We start from the raw sequence: 16,918 nt of genomic DNA, 5'->3' as shown, positions 1-16,918 counted from the left end.
GATTTCCTAGCTTAGATGGCTCGCAGCACCGCCATTTCTCTGGACTAAGATAACTGAAAATCAATTCTCAACTTTTTTATTATATCGTTTTTTTGAGTTTGAGTCAACTAGGAAAGCTGACAAGAAAGCATATCTCCTACTTCCGATACATTTTAAACTGTAGGAAGAGGTCGCTATATTTTCCTGTCCATTTATGGTCAAATTTCTCATAAACTTCTAGGTGTTTCATGGTATCAGCGTCTGGATAGAAGGATTTGTCTTCCTTGGTCTCCTCTGGGAGCATTTCCTTGGCTGGTAGGTTTGGTGTTGAGTAGCCCACATACTCCGCATTTTTCAGAGCGTTTTCAGGTTTCAACATAAAATTGATAAAGGCATAGGCAGCATCCTGGTTTTTCACGGTTTTTGGAATGACCATGTTATCAAACCAGAGATTGCTGGCCTCAGTCGGAACGACATACTTGAGGTTAGGATTTTTCTCCAACATCTGGCTGGCCTCCCCGGAAAAGGTCACACCAATAGCAGCATTATTCTGAATCATGTAACCCTTCATCTCATCTGCCACAATGGCCTTGATATTTGGAGTCAATTTGTAGAGCTTATCCACTGTCTCTTTCAACTGCTGAGGATCCTTGGAGTTGAGACTGTAACCAAGTGAGTTAAGCCCGAGTCCCAGTACCTCACGCGCCCCATCAAAGAGCATAATGGAATCCTTGTATTCTGGTTTCCAGAGGTCATCCCAATGCTCGGGCGCCTCATCTATCATGGTTTCATTGTAAACAATTCCCAAGGTCCCCCAGAAGTATGGGATGGAGAATTTGTTGCCCGGGTCAAAAGACTGGTTGAGGAACTCAGGTCCGATATTTTCGATTCCTTCAATTTTTGAATAATCAAGAGGAACTAAGAGGTCTTCGTCCTTCATCTTATTAATCATGTACTCACTTGGAATGGCAATATCATAGGTTGTTCCACCCTGCTTGATTTTGGTATACATGGCTTCGTTAGAATCAAAGGTCTCGTACTGTACTTGGATTCCTGTTTCTTCTGTGAATTGCTCCAGAAGTTCGGGATCGATATAGTCCCCCCAGTTGTAGATAACCAATTTCTGACTATCTCGGCTATTGATTTTACTATCTAAATGAGTCGCAATCCCCCACAAGACAAGGATAATCGCTACAATTCCTGCTAAAAATGAATAGAGTTTTTTCATGCTTGCTCCTCCTTCTCACGTGAGATAAAGTAATAGCCAACCACTAGGATAATACTAAAGAGAAAGACAAGGGCAGAGAGGGCATTGATTTCTAGCGAAATCCCTTTACGAGCACGAGAGTAAATCTCGACTGACAGGGTTGAAAAGCCATTTCCCGTCACAAAGAAGGTCACGGCAAAGTCATCCAGCGAATAGGTGAAGGCCATGAAATAACCCGCAATGATTGACGGCGTCAGATAAGGGAGCATAATTTCCTTGAACATTTGGAACTGACTAGCACCAAGGTCATAAGCCGCGTGAATCATATCATCATTCATCTCCTTGAGACGAGGCAAGACCATCAAGACCACGATTGGGATGGAGAAGGCCACGTGACTAGATAGAACTGTCAAAAAGCCAAGTGAAAACTTAAGCTGGGTAAAGAGAATCAAGAAGCTAGCACCAATCATAACGTCAGGCGCAACCATGAGGATATTATTGAGTGATAAAAAGGCTTCTTGGTATTTCTTACGAGACTGGTAGATATAGATAGCACCAAAAGTCCCGATAATGGTCGCAATCAAGGCAGCTAGAAAGGCCAAGAAAAAGGTTTGGGTGAGGATCAACATGAGACGGCCATCACCAAACATGGTTTTAAAATGGCTCAAGCTAAAACCAGTAAAGCTGTTCATATCATCGCCAGCATTAAAGGCATAGCCAATCAAGTAAAAGATTGGCAAATATAGGATGATGAAGACAAAGGCTAGGTAGAGATTAGCAAATTTTTTCATCGTTCTCTCCTTTCCTTGGTCACCCACATGGTGAGAAACATGGTCAGGATGAGGATCACACCGATGGTAGAACCCATTCCATAGTTGTCATTTGTAAGGAAGTTCTGCTCAATAGCCGTTCCCAGTGTGATAACGCGGTTCCCACCAATCAAACGTGTCAGCATGAAGAGACTCAAGCTGGGGATAAAGACCGACTGAACCCCACTTCTCACTCCATTCATTGATAGAGGGAAGATAACGTGGCGGAAAGTTTCCCACTTGGTCGCACCGAGGTCATAACTGGCATTGATAAGATTGTTATCCATATCATCCAAGACATTGAAGATGGGCAAAATCATAAATGGAAGCTCGATGTAGCTTGCGACAAAGATAAAGGAGAAATCGGTAAAGAGCAACTGCTGCGAACCGATTCCGATAAATTCCAAAAATTGGTTAATGGAGCCATTTTGACCAAAAATCCCGATAAAAGCATAAGCCTTGAGGAGCAGATTAATCCAAGTCGGCAAGATAATCAGCATGAGCCAGAGTTGACGGTGCTTGAGACGAGTCAAAAAGAGGGCTGTTGGATAGCTGATAAGAAGTGTCACTAGAGTTACAATCCCAGCATAGAGCACAGAGTTGAAACTCATTTTAAGATAGGTCAAGTTTTGTGACGCAAAGTAGGATTTATAGTTTTCTAAACTAAACTGCCCTTCGATGTTGAAAAAGGATTGACCGAAAATCAAGACCAAGGGTGCGAGAACAAAGAGGGCAATCCAAAGCATGTAGGGCACTACAAAGAGTTTAGAGGTTGTTTTCTTCATCTCTTTCCTCCTCGATCGCGTTAATCAGACCTGCTTCTTGCTCTTCGATTTCTACGTATTCTTCGATACGAGCATCGAACTCTTCTTCGGTTTCGTTGAGACGCATGATGTGGATGTCTTCTGGTTCAAAGTCCAGACCGATTTCCTCACCCACAATGGCCTTACGAGTCGAGTGGATCATCCATTCATTTCCGAGCTCGTCATAGGCGATAATCTCGTAGTGAACCCCACGGAAAAGCTGAGTATCCACCTTAACTTGGAGCTTGCCTTCTTCAGGAAGAGTGATGCGCAAGTCCTCTGGACGAATAACAACTTCCACAGGTTCGTTTGGCTTCATCCCACCATCGACCGCTTCAAATCGTTTGCCGTTAAACTCGACCAAGTAGTCTTCAATCATGGTTCCTGGCAAGATATTTGACTCACCGATAAAGGTCGCAACAAAATGGTTGATCGGCTCATCATAGATATCCACAGGCGTTCCTGACTGGACAATCTCGCCATCATTCATAACGAAAATCCAGTCACTCATAGCCAGAGCTTCTTCCTGATCGTGAGTGACAAAGACAAAGGTTATTCCCAATCGTTGTTGCAGTTCACGCAGTTCGTACTGCATGTCTGTCCGCAATTTCAAGTCCAGCGCTGACAAGGGCTCATCCAACAAAACCACACGGGGTTGGTTGATAATGGCACGGGCAATGGCTACACGCTGACGTTGTCCTCCAGAGAGTTTGCGGATGGAACGTTTTTCATAACCTTCCAGCTGGACCATCTTGAGAACTTCCGCTACACGCTGCTCGATTTCTTTCTTGTCGACTTTACGCAAGCGGAGAGGAAAGGCAACATTTTCAAACACATTCATATGTGGAAACAAGGCATAGGATTGGAAGACCGTATGGACGTCTCGCTTATTGGTTGGGATGTCGTTAATCCGTACCCCATCCAGTAAAATATCCCCTGTCGTCGCATCCAGTAAACCTGCAATGATGTTCAGGATGGTTGATTTTCCTGAACCAGATGCGCCCAAAAGAGTGTAAAATTTCCCTTCTTCCAACTCAAAGTTAATGTCTTTGAGAACCTTGGTGTTGCTGTCTTCAAAAACTTTAGAGACGTTTTTGAATTCAATAATTGGTTTTTTCAATTCCTCTAAATTCCTTCTTCTTCGTAAATTAACAGATCAGGGCTCTGTTAGGCCGCTACTACCTCGTGTAGGAGATTGAACCGCCTACATACATCTTCACTCACGATAGGCTTTCACCCCCTTTACAATGGTTATAGTAGCAACTTTTCTACCCCAACCTTATTCTTTCTCACCCAAGATTCGGACTTCTCTTTCAAGAGTGACACCTGAGTGTTCCTTGACTTTTTCGATAACAGATTGGATCAAGTCTTCATAGTCTTTGGCCGTTCCGTCAGCAACATTGATCATAAAACCGGCATGCTTTTCAGATACTTCCACACCACCGATACGATAGCCTTTCAATCCAGCCTCTGAGATCAACTGTCCTGCAAAATGCCCTACTGGACGCTTAAAGACTGAACCACAAGATGGGTATTCTAGAGGTTGTTTGAGTTCACGTAGGTGCGTCAAGCGGTCCATTTCTTGCTTGATAACCTGATGATTCCCTGGAGATAGAGCAAATTTAGCTGATAAAACAACAGCCCCAGAATCCTGAATAGCTGAATGGCGGTAACCAAAAGCCAAATCCTTGGCAGATAAGGTCTCGATTTCCCCTTCCTTGGTCAAAATTTGACAAGACTGCAAGATATGAGCAATCTCTCCTCCATAGGCACCCGCATTCATAAAGACAGCTCCTCCGATGCTTCCAGGAATCCCACAAGCAAACTCAAAACCAGTCAAACTATGACGGAGGGCAATACGTGTTGTTTCAATCAAGTTCGCTCCTGCTTCCGCTTCAATGGTATAGCCATCAACTGAAACGTTATTAAGCTTATCGCACAAGATGACAAAACCACGGATTCCACCTTCACGAACAATGATATTGCTGGCATTCCCAAGCACCATCCAAGGAATATTCTCTTGATTGGCAAATTGGACGACACGGGCCGTCTCATAGCGATTGCGTGGCAAAACTAGATAATCCGCTCGACCTCCTACCTTTGTATAGGTATAGGTCTTCAAGGGTTCCTTAAAACGAATATCGATTCCTTCTAGGATTTCAATCATTTTTTCTTTTACTGACATGTCACTCTTCCTTTTTCAAAATTCATTCCATTATACCATTTTTAGAGACATTTGACGACCATAAAAAGAGATTGTTTTATCTTTACATAAAAAAAGAGGTCCTCCCTCTTTTTATGATTTTTTCCAAAATGTAGATTTTGTTAGCCAGACAAGAGCTATAAGTTCTGCGAGAAGGATGAACTCAACTAAAAGTGGATTTGTAATCCATCCCACTTGAGATAGAGCTGGAGCCAAGTCAAACAAAGCATGCAAGCTATAGGCAGCAACGAGATAGATCCATTTCTTTTGGATGACACTTTGGTAAACCCAGACAGTAAGGCTAATTTGAAGAACCAGAGCAAGCACACGCTCAACCCCTAGTAGATAGACCTGCCATGCTGATAGAGACTGAACTGTTTCTAATGTACTCTTTGTAAGAAGATTCGCCGCATCAGAGTTTGAAGATTGTAGGAGTGAAAAGAGGATCAAAAGGCTAATCAAACTTCCCATTCCGAGATAGAGCATCTCCAAACCTCCATGTCCTAAGCCATAAGCCCAAGCATCTCTATCTTCCAACTTTCTCTTTTTCTCCAACCATTTAAAAAAGATAAAACGGGCCGTCTCTTCAAAGAGGGCAGCCATGGCAATCCCATAAAGGACGTATAAGAAAGGATGCTCCTGCGCGAGTAAAATGGTTCCATCTTTTTGCGGATGGAGTACCAGAAGGTGAACAATCTTCTCTAACACTTGAGAAGAAACAAAAAATGCGATTGCCCCCAAGCCCATCACTGCAAGAGAGATTTTAAACCGTTTTTTAGCATACCAAGTCCCACCCACTAGAATGAGAACCAAAGCGATCATGGTAAGGATAATATGTACTGTCATCTTTTTCTCCTATTCTGACTTTTCAATGTCTTTCTTCATCTCGTCAACATTAAATTTAGCAAATAAATACTGGCGATCTTGGACTGGAAAACGTTGGTCCAACTGGTCGACTGCCCCAACCTCAATCATTCCTTCTTTGATAACAAAGTCCATCACATGCCCGCCAAAAGTCAAATCATCTGAGATAAAATGCAAATGATAGCCTGCAACACTCACTCCATGGAAAATCTCTGGTGTCCAAAACCCAACAATAGTTCCCGATACATTTTCACGGCTATATTCAGGTTGGTGTGTCGCGACATCAGCAAATTTGGTATCAGGTGTGGATTTAGGAATCATCCGTACGTGCATTTGTGAAAATTCGCCATGAATCTTGATGGAACGAAAAAGATTTTCCCCATCATAGTAGGACTCAATTCGTTTTTCCAATTCCTTGTCTGTCATCTCAAAGCGCTGGCGAAAAATCACTTCTGCCTGATGAGGAACCACTGCTGCATAGGGAATGAGAGCATCCGCTGCCACCTCAACGATTTCAGGCGTTTGACCAGATCCCTTGGCTTGATAAGCCTTACCATCAAGGACAATCAATTCCCCGTCAATCGAATCTAAAGTCCCCAAACCAAGGTCACCATGTTCCAGCAATTCTCCTACTGTCATGGTTCCACCATAAAGTCCTGCCATTAGGGCACCTAGAGTATTGTATTGAAATAATTTAACCGGTTCCTGCACTTTTCTATCCATTCTCTTTCTTATCTTCTGTTCAATGAATCATCATACTTTCTAAGTATACCACATTTGCTCCTAGTTGTGAAAGGGGGAATGCTTTTCCCATTGCAAAGGAGGCAAAAAAAAGGTACAATGTAACAAAATCAACGGAGGTCTGGAATGAAGAAAGAAAGTAAATACCAAGCAGTCGTTTCCTTTCTAAAAAAGGGTATCGAATCAGGAAAATTTCCAACAGGTAGCCGGCTTCCCTCTATCCGTCAACTGAGCCAAGACTTCCACTGTAGCAAGGACACTATCCAACGAGCCCTATTGGAATTACGCCATGAACAATACCTCTATGCCAAACCCCAAAGTGGCTACTATGTTCTAGAACAAGGACAGCATCAAGACTTGGAAATCGAAGTCACTGACGAACATGCCAGTGCCTATGACGACTTCCGACTCTGTGTCAATGAAACCCTGATAGGCCGAGAAAACTACCTCTTCAACTACTATGACAACCAAGAAGGCCTTGAGGAACTCAGACAATCTGTCCATCAACTCCTCTTTGACCAAGCCCTCTACTGTAAACCCGACCAACTGGTTCTAACATCTGGTACCCAACAAGCTCTCTTTATCCTTTCTCAGATTAACTTTCCGAGCGAGGGAGAGAAGATTTTAGTTGAACAGCCGACCTACCACCGAATGAATCGTCTCTTGGTCGCTCAAGGATTAGCCTACCAGACCATTGAACGCCGAATTGATGGCATCAACATGGAAGAACTGGAAAAACAATTCAAATCTAGGAAGATCAAGTTTTTCTACACTATTCCTCGCTTCCACTATCCCCTAGGTCATTCCTATTCTGATCAGGAAAAAAGGGCTATTCTTGATCTAGCAAACCAGTATGGTGTTTACATCGTAGAGGATGATTATCTAGGTGACTTAGACTCTAAAAAGGGACAAACCTTCCACTATCTGGATACTGAGGATCGGGTCATTTATATCAAATCCTTCTCAACCAGCCTCTTTCCAGCCCTTCGTATTACCGCTCTCATTCTCCCAAATGCCCTAAAAGAGGCCTTTGTTTCCTACAAAAATATCCTGGACTATGACAGCAATCTCATCATGCAAAAGGCTCTTTCTCTTTACATTGATAGCCAGTTATTTGAAAAAAATCGACTGGCTCGATTGACCCTTCAAGAGAACTATCAGGCTCAGATTAAGGAAGTACTTGAAGAAAACACCTGTCCCTTGCCCCACTATCCTCTACACGATGGTCTTTTACTTGATTTGAGACACTATCCTAATATTGCCAGTTTGAAACACAGCTCACTCAAACTAGACTTTTTTGAGAAGGCTTATTTGGACACCTGCCCTTATCAGTTCGCCAAAGTCACTCTTGAAAATCTAGAAGAGCTATTAAAATACATAAAAGCTGAGTTGGATTAAAGTCCAACTCAGCTTTTTCTTATTGTTCAACTTCTGTTAGTTTTGCAGCCTTTTCAAGATAAGTTTGATAGGTTCCGTCATCTTTCAGTTTTTGGATAACCTTATCGACTACTGCTTTCAAGTCTGATTGGTCCTTCTTGATAGCAACGGCATTGGCTTCGCCATCTTTCATTGTCAAGTTAACAGATGCAACGACAAGGTCTGAGTTTTTACCTGCGTAGCTAAGAGCAACTGGTTCATCCATATGAACAGCATCCACTTTTCCAGCCTGCAATTCATTGACGGCTTCCCCCATATTGGTCAAAGATGTCAACTGGGCATTTGGCAATTGTTCCTTCACCATGGTTTCTGGAACGGTTCCCTTTTGAGCTGCGATATTGGCACTTGCGAGGCTTGAAAGATCCTTGTACTTATCTAAATCGGCTTTTCTAACCAAGAAACTCATCTTGTTTTCATAGTAAGGGATTGAAAAGTCAAAGACTTCCTTTCTCTCATCTGTGGCACTAATTCCCGCAATGGCTAAGTCAGCCTTTCCAGTTTGAAGGCTGGTCAAAACATTGTCAAAACTCATGCTAGAGATTTCAAGTTTAACCCCAAGCTCATCCGCAATCGCTTGAGCCATATCAATATCTGCCCCAACCACTTGGTTTTTACCATCTACCAAGGATTGGAATTCAAATGGTGCATAGTCTGGGCTGGTCGCAACGACTAGCTTTCCTTTTTGTTTGATAGCGTCCACAGCAGACTGGGAACTATCCGTACTGGATTGACAAGCTACTAAAATCACGCTAGCAAGCATGCTACACACAACTAATATCCATTTCTTAAACTTCATAAATAAACGACCTTTCTGTTATTTATGAATAATTATAACTCTTTTAAAAATAGTTGTCAACCCTTTTAGAGATTTTGAATGTAAAATAATTCTTTTCATAAAAAGAAGACTGATTTATCACAATCAGCCTTTTATTCTGTATATTTAAACCGTTTCTTATAGTTCGACAATCTTCCCTGTTTCAAAGTAAACAACCCATTCACAGATATTTTTAGCGTAGTCTCCGATACGTTCCAAGAAGGAAATGACCTGGAAGTAATCACGACCTGTAACGATGGCTTCAGGATGTTTCTTAATTTCTTCTGTAGCCAAATCACGAATGCTATCAAAGTAATGGTTAATTTTTTCGTCCATCGCTGCTACTTCGTAGGCTTGATCCACCGAACCGTTCAGATAGAGATCTAGAGCCGCTTCGACGAAGTTTTTCACATCGCGTCCCATCTTTTTGATCTCTTCTTCAACTGCGGGAATGCGTTGTTCCCCCTTCATACGAATAGTTGCTTTTGCGATTGACACTGCATGGTCTCCCATGCGTTCCAGGTCTGATACTGCCTTGAGAACGGTCAATACAGTACGGAGGTCTTGAGAAACAGGTTGTTGAAGCGCGATCATTTCAAATGATTTCTTTTCGAGTTTCACTTCATATCCATTTACTTCTGCATCTTCCTCAATAACTTCTTTTGCCAAATCACGGTCATGTGTGACAAAGGCACGCACTGTACGATTGATTTGTGAGAGCACTTCTTGTCCCATGGCATAGAACTGGTTGTGCAATTTCTCCAAATCTTCTTCAAATTGAGATCGTAACATCATTCAACTCCTTATCCAAATTTTCCTGTAATATAATCTTCTGTTTCCTTGTTTTGTGGGTCTAGGAACATTTTCTTCGTATCGTTAAACTCAATCAAATCCCCATCTAGGAAAAATCCTGTTTTATCAGAGATACGAGAAGCCTGTTGCATCGAACGCGTTACCAGGAGCATGGTGTATTTATCTTTCAGACCATACAAGGTTTCCTCAATCTTACCTGCAGAAATAGGATCCAAAGCTGAAGTTGGTTCATCTAAGAGGATAATTTTCGGACTGGTTGCTAAGACACGGGCAACACAAACACGTTGCTGTTGGCCACCTGAGAGACCAATGGCTGAATCATGCAAGCGATCCTTGACCTCATCCCAAATAGAAGCGCGTTGCAAGGCTTTTTCCACCGCTTCATCCAAAACATGTTTATCCCTGACTCCATTGATACGTAGGCCGTAGACAACATTCTCGTAAATAGACATAGGGAAGGGATTGGGCTGTTGAAAGACCATACCAATTTCCTTACGCAATTCAACCGTATCGGTACGCGGACTGTAGATATTGTGACCATTATAAATCACTGTGCCAGTTGTTGTCACCTCAGGATTTAGATCGCCCATGCGGTTGATGGCTTTAAGCAGGGTGGACTTTCCTGATCCAGAAGGACCAATCAAGGCGGTTATTTCCTTAGGTTGGAAAGAAAGGGAAACACTATTCAAGGCCTTCTTTTTATTGTAATAAACGGACAGGTCTGACACCTGTAAAATCGCTTCTGACATACCGTTTCCTTTCTAACCAAAGTGTCCCGTTACATAGTCATTGGTTGACTGTAGCTTGGCATTTTGGAAAATATTGGATGTCTTATCATACTCAATCAAATCGCCCAAGTAGAAAAATCCTGTGTAGTCACTTGCACGCGCAGCCTGCTGCATACTGTGGGTAACGATGATGATGGTAAAGTCTTTCTTCAATTCCAACATGGTTTCTTCAAGTTGGGCTGTCGCAATTGGATCCAAGGCTGAAGCCGGTTCATCCATCAAGAGGATATCTGGCTTAACAGAGATGGCGCGAGCGATACAGAGACGTTGTTGCTGACCTCCAGAAAGCATCAAGGCTGATTTGTGGAGGTCGTCTTTGACCTGATCCCAAAGGGCAGCCTGTCTTAGAGAGGTTTCTACAATTTCATCAAGGACTTTCTTGTCCTTAACACCTGCACGTTCATGAGCAAAAGTAATGTTGCGATAAATAGACTTAGCAAATGGATTTGGACGTTGAAAGACCATTCCGATATGCTTGCGCATCTCATAGACATTGATTTCTGGACGATTAACATCAATCCCTCGATAGAGGATTTGACCTGTGACCTTGGCAATATCAATAGTATCATTCATCCGATTGAGACTGCGAAGATAAGTAGATTTCCCTGATCCAGAGGGGCCAATCAAGGCTGTAATTTTATTTTTTTCAAATTGCATATCGATGCCCTTGATGGATTCATTTTTACCATAGTAAACATGTAAATCCTTGGTAGAGAGGGCCACTTTTTCTTCAGGGAAGGTGATGATATGCTTTTCATCCCAGTTATATTTTGACATGGCTTCTCCTTTAGGCAGCGGTTAATTTCTTGTGTAAATAGCTTCCGAGTTTGCGTGCTCCAAAGTTAAAAATCAAGATAAAGATGAGGAGCACAGCGGCAGAACCTGCTGATACGATAGTAGCATCAGGAATGGTTCCTTCACTGTTGACCTTCCAGATATGGACTGCCAAGGTTTCTGCTTGACGGAAGATTGAGATAGGACTGGTAACACTGAGGATATTCCAGTTAGACCAGTCAAGGGCTGGAGCGGATTGTCCTGCCGTATAGATAAGAGCGGCAGCCTCACCAAAGATACGGCCAGAGGCCAAGACAACACCCGTTACGATACCTGGAAGGGCTTCTGGAATGACGACATGGACCACAGTCTCCCAACGAGAAATTCCGAGGGCCAGACCAGCCTCACGTTGTGTATGGTGAACGTGTTTTAAACTGTCCTCAACATTTCGAGTCATCTGAGGGAGGTTAAAGACCGTCAAGGCCAAGGCACCTGAAATGATTGAAAATCCATACTCAAACTGGACTACAAAAATCAAGTAACCAAAGAGACCTACAACGACTGATGGTAGAGAAGACAAAATCTCAATACAGGTACGAATAAAATTGGTCACAGGCCCTTTTTTGGCATACTCAGCAAGGAAAATGCCAGCTCCCATGGACAGGGGAACAGAAATGATCAAGGTAATGACCAGAAGGAAGAAGGAATTGTAGAGCTGAATCCCGATACCCCCACCTGCTTGATAAGAGGAGGATTTCCCAGTCAAGAAGGACCAAGAGATATGCGGTAACCCTCTCACCAGGATATAGAGAATCAAGGACGCCAAGATGGTCACGATGATACCCGCGATGGTATAGAGGACAGCTGTTGCAAGTTTATCTAATTTCTTAGCGTGCATAGTTTTTCTTTCCTCTTTCTTTCGTAATCAATTTAATCACACTGTTAAAGGCCAAACTCATCAAGAGCAATACCAAGGCCAGTGACCAGAGTACGTTATTATCAACTGTACCCATGACGGTATTTCCGATACCCATAGTCAAAACAGAAGTCAAAGTCGCAGCTGGTGTTGTTAACGAGGTTGGGATAACTGCTGAGTTTCCGACCACCATCTGAATAGCAAGGGCTTCACCGAAGGCACGCGCCATCCCAAAGACCACTGCAGTGAAAATACCTGAACGTGCTGCTTTCAAGGTCACACGCCAGATGGTTTGCCAACGAGTGGCTCCCATGGCTAAACTAGCTTCACGGTAATGACGAGGAACAGCACGCAAGCTGTCTGTTGTCATAAAGGTAACAGTTGGCAGAATCATGACAAAGAGAACGAAAATCCCTGACAAGATCCCAAAACCAGTTCCACCAAAGACGCTACGAACAAAAGGCACCACAACTTGCAAACCGATAAATCCATAGACGACTGAAGGAATACCGACAAGAAGTTCGATGGCCGGTTGCAAAATCTTTGCACCCTTTGGTGATACTTCTGTCATAAATACTGCAGCACCAATAGCAAAGGGTGTTGCGATAAGAGCTGATAAAATCGTCACAATAAAGGAACCCAAAATCATCGGAAGAGCACCAAATTGTTTCCCTGAAGGATTCCAAGTTTGTCCAAAGAGGAAATCAAAAATGTTCACTCCATTGACAAAGAAAGTCGACAAGCCTTTTTGGGCTACAAAAATCAAAATCATCGCCACAATGATAACAATCAAAGAAAGGCAAGTGAAGGTCAAACCTTTACCAAACTTCTCAAGGCGAGAGTTCTTTGAAGGAGAGAGTAATTTTTTAGATAATTCTTCTTGATTCATTATTGACCTCCTTCTACTGCTGTAACGGTACCTGAAGCATCCTTTTGGACTTTCATTTCATTGATAGAGATATAGCCCATCCCCTTAACAATTCCATTTTGAGCTTCATCTGAAAGGACGAAATTTAGGAATTCAGCAGCTAACTCATTTGGCTGACCAAGTGTGTACATATGTTCATAAGACCACAAAGGCCAGTTGTTGGTCGTTACATTCTCAGACGTAGGCTCATACCCATTCAGTTTCATGCTTTTCACGGAGTCATCTACATAGGCAAAGGCTAGGTAAGAAATGGCTCCAGGCGTTTGGGATACAATCGACTTGACCATCCCGTTAGAATCCTGTTCTTGGCTCTGCATTGCCGCTTGGCCATTCATAACCACCGTATCAAACGTCGCTCGTGAACCAGAACTTGCTGCTCGGTTGATGATTGAAATGGCCAGGTCTTTGCCCCCAACTTCTTTCCAGTTGGTCACTTCACCTGTAAAGATTTTGCGAAGTTGCTCGGTTGTGAGATTTTCAACATCCACTTCTTTGTTTACAATCACTGCAAGACCAGCCACTGCAACCTTGTGGTCTACTAGAGCTGAAGCATCGATTCCTTCTTTTTCCTCTGCAAAAACGTCAGAGTTCCCGATGTCTACTGCTCCAGACTGGACTTGAGATAGTCCTGTACCCGATCCACCACCTTGAACATTGACTGTTTTTCCGATGTTTCTAGAACCAAATTCATCTGCTGCCGCTTCGACAAGAGGCTGAAGAGCTGTTGAACCAACGGCTGTCATGGATTCTCCACGATCAATCCAGCTAGCACATCCTGCTAGAGAACCTGCCATCAAAAGAGCTGCAAGAGACATGACGAGCTTTTTTCTTTTTTTCACTGTTATTCTCCTTGAACATAATGATAAATGTTCTGATTTCTTCCGTTTGTCCTGATCGTCCAATTATCATCAATGATTGTCTCTCTTTATTTTATCTAGACATTCTTAGGAGCGGACAATTCCATCGTATAATATAAGTAATAATGAAAGACTATCAGAAAAAACTCATACTTCCACTATAACATAGAATAGGCTCTTTGACTAGCTTTTTCACCTGAATCTGAGCCCTTTTGGATAATAATTTTTCAAAACATTTCCCGTTACTTTGGCAAAGCCTAATCCGTTTCCTTGAACCACAACTTGGTACCAGCCATTTGGTCGATCTTCAGACAATTGAACAGTCTCACCAGCCACATATTTTACAAAGTCCTCATCATTGATTTCGACACTGTGTTTTACTTGGCTTGGTTTCAAGGCTAAACCGAGAGCAAAGCTTGGTTCAAAACGTTTCTTCTTAAACGTCCCCAGATGAAGTCCATTTCGGGCAATTTTGAGTTTCCCTAGATCAGGTAGCATCTCTGGCAAGAGATAGAGTTGATCTCCAAAAGTCTGCAAGATACCAGTTAGATTGACCTGTAAGTGTTTTTGGGCAAATTCTTGCCACAGAGCCAGTTGTTCACGACTGAGATTGCTCTTGCTAGCCTTGAATTTAGGTGCTGGATTTTGTCCCTTAAACTGCAGGTGGGCAACAAACTGGCCTTCTCCCTTGAAATGATGAGGATACATTCGCGCCGTTTCAGGAAGATCAATTCCTGCTACCATACCGTTAAAATGCTCAACTGGAAGCAATTCAAATTCATAAGTATCCAGCAACCAGTGGACGATTTCTTCATTTTCCTCAGGTGCCCAAGTACAGGTCGAATAGACTAAACGACCACCTTCAGCAAGCATGGTCACTGCATCTTCTAAAATTTCTCTTTGGAGACTAGCGCATTGGCTCGGATAAGCGGTACTCCAATAATCCATAGCATCGGGCTGCTTACGAAACATCCCTTCACCCGAGCAAGGTGCATCAAGGACAATCACATCAAAGTAACCTTTAAAAACCTTGGCCAAGCGGTCAGCAGATTCATTGGTCACGACAACGTTTGTCGCTCCAAATCGCTCCATGTTTTCCACTAAAATCTTAGCACGCTTACTTGAAATTTCGTTGGAAACAAGGATTCCCTGATTAGCTAGATAAGCTGCTAATTGAGTGGATTTTCCACCTGGTGCTGCCGCCAAGTCCAAGACCTTCATGCCTGGAAGGGGTTGAGCTATCTGGGCCACCATTTGGGCTGCAGGCTCTTGCGAATAAACAAGACCTGTCACATGCTCTGGCGACTTTCCAGAAACCTTACCATAATACCCCCAAGGTGTATGAAGAATAGCATCAGCAAACGATAACTGACTTTCTTTTAAGGGATTGACCCGAAAAGCCGAAACCGCTTCTTGTTTAAAAGAGGCAAGAAAGTCTCTTGCCTCATCTTCTAGTATCGCTTCATATTTTTCAACAAATCCTTCTGGAAATTGCATTTAGTTCTCTTTCCTTTCGTAGATATAAGACTGAATCTCCTCTTGCATATCGATTGGCACCATCATGACAGGCTGACGCGTTTTAAAATCAGCAGGTTCACCCGATACCGTAAGAAGGCGATACCCCAGACTTTCCCCTAAGATACTGGCCGCAGCGTAATCCCATGGCTGTAAGTAGGTAATATAAGTCAGAAGACGACCCGATAAAACCTTAGCAAAACTAATGGCCGCACTGCCATATACACGGACACCCAACGCTGCTCGCCCCAAATCCGCCAAGCCCCACTCATTGCTTTCAAACATACCTGAGTTACCGGCAACTAAAAATTCTTGAAGAGGTTTCTTTTTAAAAGGCGGTAAGGGCTCATTATTGCGGCAAGGAGGAAAGGCACCACCACCATGGTAACAATCACCTTTCATGACATCATAAATAATACCAAATTTGCCCACACCATTCTCAAAATAAGCCAACATCACAGCAAAATCTTCCTGCTGAGCAACAAAGTTATTGGTACCGTCAATGGGATCAATCACCCAAACGGAACCTTGACCGACTGCAGCACGCAAACAGCCCTCTTCCGCGCAAATCAAATCCTCAGGATAGGAGGACTTGATCCGATCAACCAAGAGTTCCTGGACCTCCTTGTCCAAACGCGTCACCAAGTCGGTAGGTGAAGACTTGCGCTCAACCTGCAAATCTTCTTTCATGTGAGCCAAAATATAGGCAGCAGCTTCCTGCACAATCTGTTTGGCAAATTCAAATTTAGTTTCCAAGAGAAATCTTCCCTTCTCTTTTTTCTTTTGCTAATTGAACTGCATGATAGCAGGAATAACCGCTAGCCGTCTCAAATTCGCGACCTAAGCGCTTTTCTTCGCTTTTGCTTGGAACCACAGACTTAAATTCCTTATAAGACTCTAGCAGTTTTTTTGCTTCTACCTTATCTTCATAAGCAGCTTCAACATCATTAAAAAAAGAAAGCACTGAAGCAAGTTCTTCAGTGCTCCACGACAAATCTAGTGGGTAACTATACTGTTTGTTCATCTATCCTATACCAGCTCTCAATGTTGCTTCTTTCAATTCTTGTTTACGGTAACTACGAGGGAGAAAAGCACGAATCTCATCTTCATTAAAACCGATCTGCATGCGTTTGGTATCTATAATAATTGGGCGACGCAAAAGACTAGGATATTGCTCAATCAACTGAAGCAACTCCGATACTGAGATACTCTCTACATCAATATCCAATTTTTGAAAAATTTTTGAACGAGTTGAAATGATGTCATCAGTACCATTTTCGGTCAAGGAAAGAATATGTTGTAATTCTTTTCTTGTTAAAGGACTAGTCATAATATTATGCTCTTGAAAGGGCACTTTATGCGTCTCTAACCAAGCCTTTGCCTTACGACATGATGTACAACTCGGTGATAAAAATAGTGTAATCATGCTTTTCTCTTCTTTTATCTATACTTGCTATTTCTATTATACAA

Annotated in this window: 19 protein-coding genes; 1 reads left to right on the top strand and 18 read right to left on the bottom strand. The window is 42.7% G+C overall.

The genetic code is table 11. The features are described 5' to 3' along the window. Positions 1 to 136: 136 nt before the first annotated feature. From NMM25_RS00725 to budA, 7 genes are all read right to left on the bottom strand, one after another. Positions 137 to 1,207: an ABC transporter substrate-binding protein gene (locus NMM25_RS00725; RefSeq protein ID WP_254735670.1), complete on the bottom strand. Its 1,071-nt coding sequence runs from the start codon at positions 1,205 to 1,207 to the stop codon at positions 137 to 139. Then, positions 1,204 to 1,977, bottom strand: a complete 774-nt coding sequence (locus tag NMM25_RS00720) for an ABC transporter permease (RefSeq protein WP_007518333.1) — start codon at positions 1,975 to 1,977, stop codon at positions 1,204 to 1,206. The genes NMM25_RS00725 and NMM25_RS00720 overlap by 4 nt, the downstream gene beginning before the upstream one ends. Then, the gene (locus tag NMM25_RS00715; protein ID WP_000754115.1) at positions 1,974 to 2,780 is read right to left on the bottom strand and encodes an ABC transporter permease; all 807 of its coding nucleotides are present in this window, start codon (positions 2,778 to 2,780) and stop codon (positions 1,974 to 1,976) included. The genes NMM25_RS00720 and NMM25_RS00715 overlap by 4 nt, the downstream gene beginning before the upstream one ends. After that, positions 2,761 to 3,918 carry an ABC transporter ATP-binding protein gene (locus NMM25_RS00710; RefSeq protein WP_000742905.1) on the bottom strand — a complete coding sequence of 386 codons (1,158 nt, stop codon included), beginning with the start codon at positions 3,916 to 3,918 and terminating at the stop codon, positions 2,761 to 2,763. The genes NMM25_RS00715 and NMM25_RS00710 overlap by 20 nt, the downstream gene beginning before the upstream one ends. 159 nt (positions 3,919 to 4,077) lie before the next feature. Next, positions 4,078 to 4,983, bottom strand: a complete 906-nt coding sequence (gene murB / locus NMM25_RS00705; RefSeq protein ID WP_254735669.1) for a UDP-N-acetylmuramate dehydrogenase — start codon at positions 4,981 to 4,983, stop codon at positions 4,078 to 4,080. 111 nt (positions 4,984 to 5,094) lie between these two features. Further along, a complete protein-coding gene (locus tag NMM25_RS00700; protein ID WP_254735668.1) occupies positions 5,095 to 5,847 on the bottom strand; it encodes a YhfC family intramembrane metalloprotease in 753 nt (250 codons plus the stop codon). Positions 5,848 to 5,856: 9 nt separating this feature from the next. Beyond that, positions 5,857 to 6,588: an acetolactate decarboxylase gene (gene budA / locus NMM25_RS00695; protein ID WP_254735667.1), complete on the bottom strand. Its 732-nt coding sequence runs from the start codon at positions 6,586 to 6,588 to the stop codon at positions 5,857 to 5,859. 144 nt (positions 6,589 to 6,732) lie between these two features. Between budA and NMM25_RS00690 the strand changes: the two genes are divergently transcribed. Then, complete coding sequence (locus tag NMM25_RS00690) at positions 6,733 to 8,004, top strand: PLP-dependent aminotransferase family protein (protein ID WP_254735666.1); 1,272 nt, start codon at positions 6,733 to 6,735, stop codon at positions 8,002 to 8,004. 19 nt (positions 8,005 to 8,023) lie between these two features. On the opposite strand, the gene NMM25_RS00685 is transcribed toward NMM25_RS00690, so the two are convergent. The 11 genes from NMM25_RS00685 to NMM25_RS00635 form a co-directional block, all read right to left on the bottom strand. Continuing rightward, positions 8,024 to 8,839: an ABC transporter substrate-binding protein gene (locus NMM25_RS00685; protein ID WP_254735665.1), complete on the bottom strand. Its 816-nt coding sequence runs from the start codon at positions 8,837 to 8,839 to the stop codon at positions 8,024 to 8,026. Between the two features lie 156 nt (positions 8,840 to 8,995). Beyond that, on the bottom strand, positions 8,996 to 9,649 hold the full coding sequence (phoU, locus tag NMM25_RS00680; RefSeq protein WP_000946475.1) for a phosphate signaling complex protein PhoU: 654 nt from the start codon (positions 9,647 to 9,649) through the stop codon (positions 8,996 to 8,998). An 11-nt stretch (positions 9,650 to 9,660) separates the two neighbouring features. Continuing rightward, the gene (gene pstB, locus NMM25_RS00675) at positions 9,661 to 10,419 is read right to left on the bottom strand and encodes a phosphate ABC transporter ATP-binding protein PstB (RefSeq protein ID WP_254735664.1); all 759 of its coding nucleotides are present in this window, start codon (positions 10,417 to 10,419) and stop codon (positions 9,661 to 9,663) included. Between the two features lie 12 nt (positions 10,420 to 10,431). Then, a complete protein-coding gene (gene pstB / locus NMM25_RS00670) occupies positions 10,432 to 11,235 on the bottom strand; it encodes a phosphate ABC transporter ATP-binding protein PstB (RefSeq protein ID WP_000049851.1) in 804 nt (267 codons plus the stop codon). Positions 11,236 to 11,245: 10 nt separating this feature from the next. Beyond that, positions 11,246 to 12,130 carry a phosphate ABC transporter permease PstA gene (gene pstA / locus NMM25_RS00665; RefSeq protein WP_198459450.1) on the bottom strand — a complete coding sequence of 295 codons (885 nt, stop codon included), beginning with the start codon at positions 12,128 to 12,130 and terminating at the stop codon, positions 11,246 to 11,248. Next, positions 12,120 to 13,037 carry a phosphate ABC transporter permease subunit PstC gene (pstC, locus tag NMM25_RS00660; protein ID WP_001070951.1) on the bottom strand — a complete coding sequence of 306 codons (918 nt, stop codon included), beginning with the start codon at positions 13,035 to 13,037 and terminating at the stop codon, positions 12,120 to 12,122. The genes pstA and pstC overlap by 11 nt, the downstream gene beginning before the upstream one ends. Further along, positions 13,037 to 13,915, bottom strand: a complete 879-nt coding sequence (locus NMM25_RS00655; RefSeq protein ID WP_000746360.1) for a phosphate ABC transporter substrate-binding protein PstS — start codon at positions 13,913 to 13,915, stop codon at positions 13,037 to 13,039. The genes pstC and NMM25_RS00655 overlap by 1 nt, the downstream gene beginning before the upstream one ends. A 210-nt stretch (positions 13,916 to 14,125) precedes the next feature. Next, on the bottom strand, positions 14,126 to 15,430 hold the full coding sequence (locus tag NMM25_RS00650; RefSeq protein ID WP_254735663.1) for an RsmF rRNA methyltransferase first C-terminal domain-containing protein: 1,305 nt from the start codon (positions 15,428 to 15,430) through the stop codon (positions 14,126 to 14,128). Further along, complete coding sequence (locus tag NMM25_RS00645; protein WP_254735662.1) at positions 15,431 to 16,204, bottom strand: inositol monophosphatase family protein; 774 nt, start codon at positions 16,202 to 16,204, stop codon at positions 15,431 to 15,433. It abuts the gene before it with no gap. Beyond that, positions 16,194 to 16,472 carry a UPF0223 family protein gene (locus tag NMM25_RS00640; protein ID WP_084926065.1) on the bottom strand — a complete coding sequence of 93 codons (279 nt, stop codon included), beginning with the start codon at positions 16,470 to 16,472 and terminating at the stop codon, positions 16,194 to 16,196. The genes NMM25_RS00645 and NMM25_RS00640 overlap by 11 nt, the downstream gene beginning before the upstream one ends. Continuing rightward, positions 16,473 to 16,874, bottom strand: coding sequence for a Spx/MgsR family RNA polymerase-binding regulatory protein (locus tag NMM25_RS00635; RefSeq protein WP_000631261.1), 402 nt, complete (start codon positions 16,872 to 16,874; stop codon positions 16,473 to 16,475). It lies immediately after the preceding gene. Positions 16,875 to 16,918 lie beyond the last annotated feature (44 nt).

It is taken from the genome of Streptococcus sp. CF10-1, assembly GCF_024295825.1.
GTDB lineage: Bacteria > Bacillota > Bacilli > Lactobacillales > Streptococcaceae > Streptococcus.
Note: the sequence above shows the minus strand (reverse complement) of the source record. Positions and strands in the feature narration are given on the sequence as shown.

Coding starts and splice junctions, on each gene's coding strand:
- budA (WP_254735667.1), bottom strand. CDS start 6,588: ATGGATAGAAAAGTGCAGGAACCGGTTAAATTATTTCAATACAATACT.
- murB (WP_254735669.1), bottom strand. CDS start 4,983: ATGTCAGTAAAAGAAAAAATGATTGAAATCCTAGAAGGAATCGATATT.
- pstB (WP_254735664.1), bottom strand. CDS start 10,419: ATGTCAGAAGCGATTTTACAGGTGTCAGACCTGTCCGTTTATTACAAT.
- NMM25_RS00685 (WP_254735665.1), bottom strand. CDS start 8,839: ATGAAGTTTAAGAAATGGATATTAGTTGTGTGTAGCATGCTTGCTAGC.
- NMM25_RS00700 (WP_254735668.1), bottom strand. CDS start 5,847: ATGACAGTACATATTATCCTTACCATGATCGCTTTGGTTCTCATTCTA.
- pstC (WP_001070951.1), bottom strand. CDS start 13,037: ATGAATCAAGAAGAATTATCTAAAAAATTACTCTCTCCTTCAAAGAAC.
- phoU (WP_000946475.1), bottom strand. CDS start 9,649: ATGTTACGATCTCAATTTGAAGAAGATTTGGAGAAATTGCACAACCAG.
- pstB (WP_000049851.1), bottom strand. CDS start 11,235: ATGTCAAAATATAACTGGGATGAAAAGCATATCATCACCTTCCCTGAA.
- NMM25_RS00725 (WP_254735670.1), bottom strand. CDS start 1,207: ATGAAAAAACTCTATTCATTTTTAGCAGGAATTGTAGCGATTATCCTT.
- NMM25_RS00650 (WP_254735663.1), bottom strand. CDS start 15,430: ATGCAATTTCCAGAAGGATTTGTTGAAAAATATGAAGCGATACTAGAA.
- NMM25_RS00635 (WP_000631261.1), bottom strand. CDS start 16,874: ATGATTACACTATTTTTATCACCGAGTTGTACATCATGTCGTAAGGCA.
- NMM25_RS00720 (WP_007518333.1), bottom strand. CDS start 1,977: ATGAAAAAATTTGCTAATCTCTACCTAGCCTTTGTCTTCATCATCCTA.
- pstA (WP_198459450.1), bottom strand. CDS start 12,130: ATGCACGCTAAGAAATTAGATAAACTTGCAACAGCTGTCCTCTATACC.
- NMM25_RS00690 (WP_254735666.1), top strand. CDS start 6,733: ATGAAGAAAGAAAGTAAATACCAAGCAGTCGTTTCCTTTCTAAAAAAG.
- NMM25_RS00715 (WP_000754115.1), bottom strand. CDS start 2,780: ATGAAGAAAACAACCTCTAAACTCTTTGTAGTGCCCTACATGCTTTGG.
- NMM25_RS00640 (WP_084926065.1), bottom strand. CDS start 16,472: ATGAACAAACAGTATAGTTACCCACTAGATTTGTCGTGGAGCACTGAA.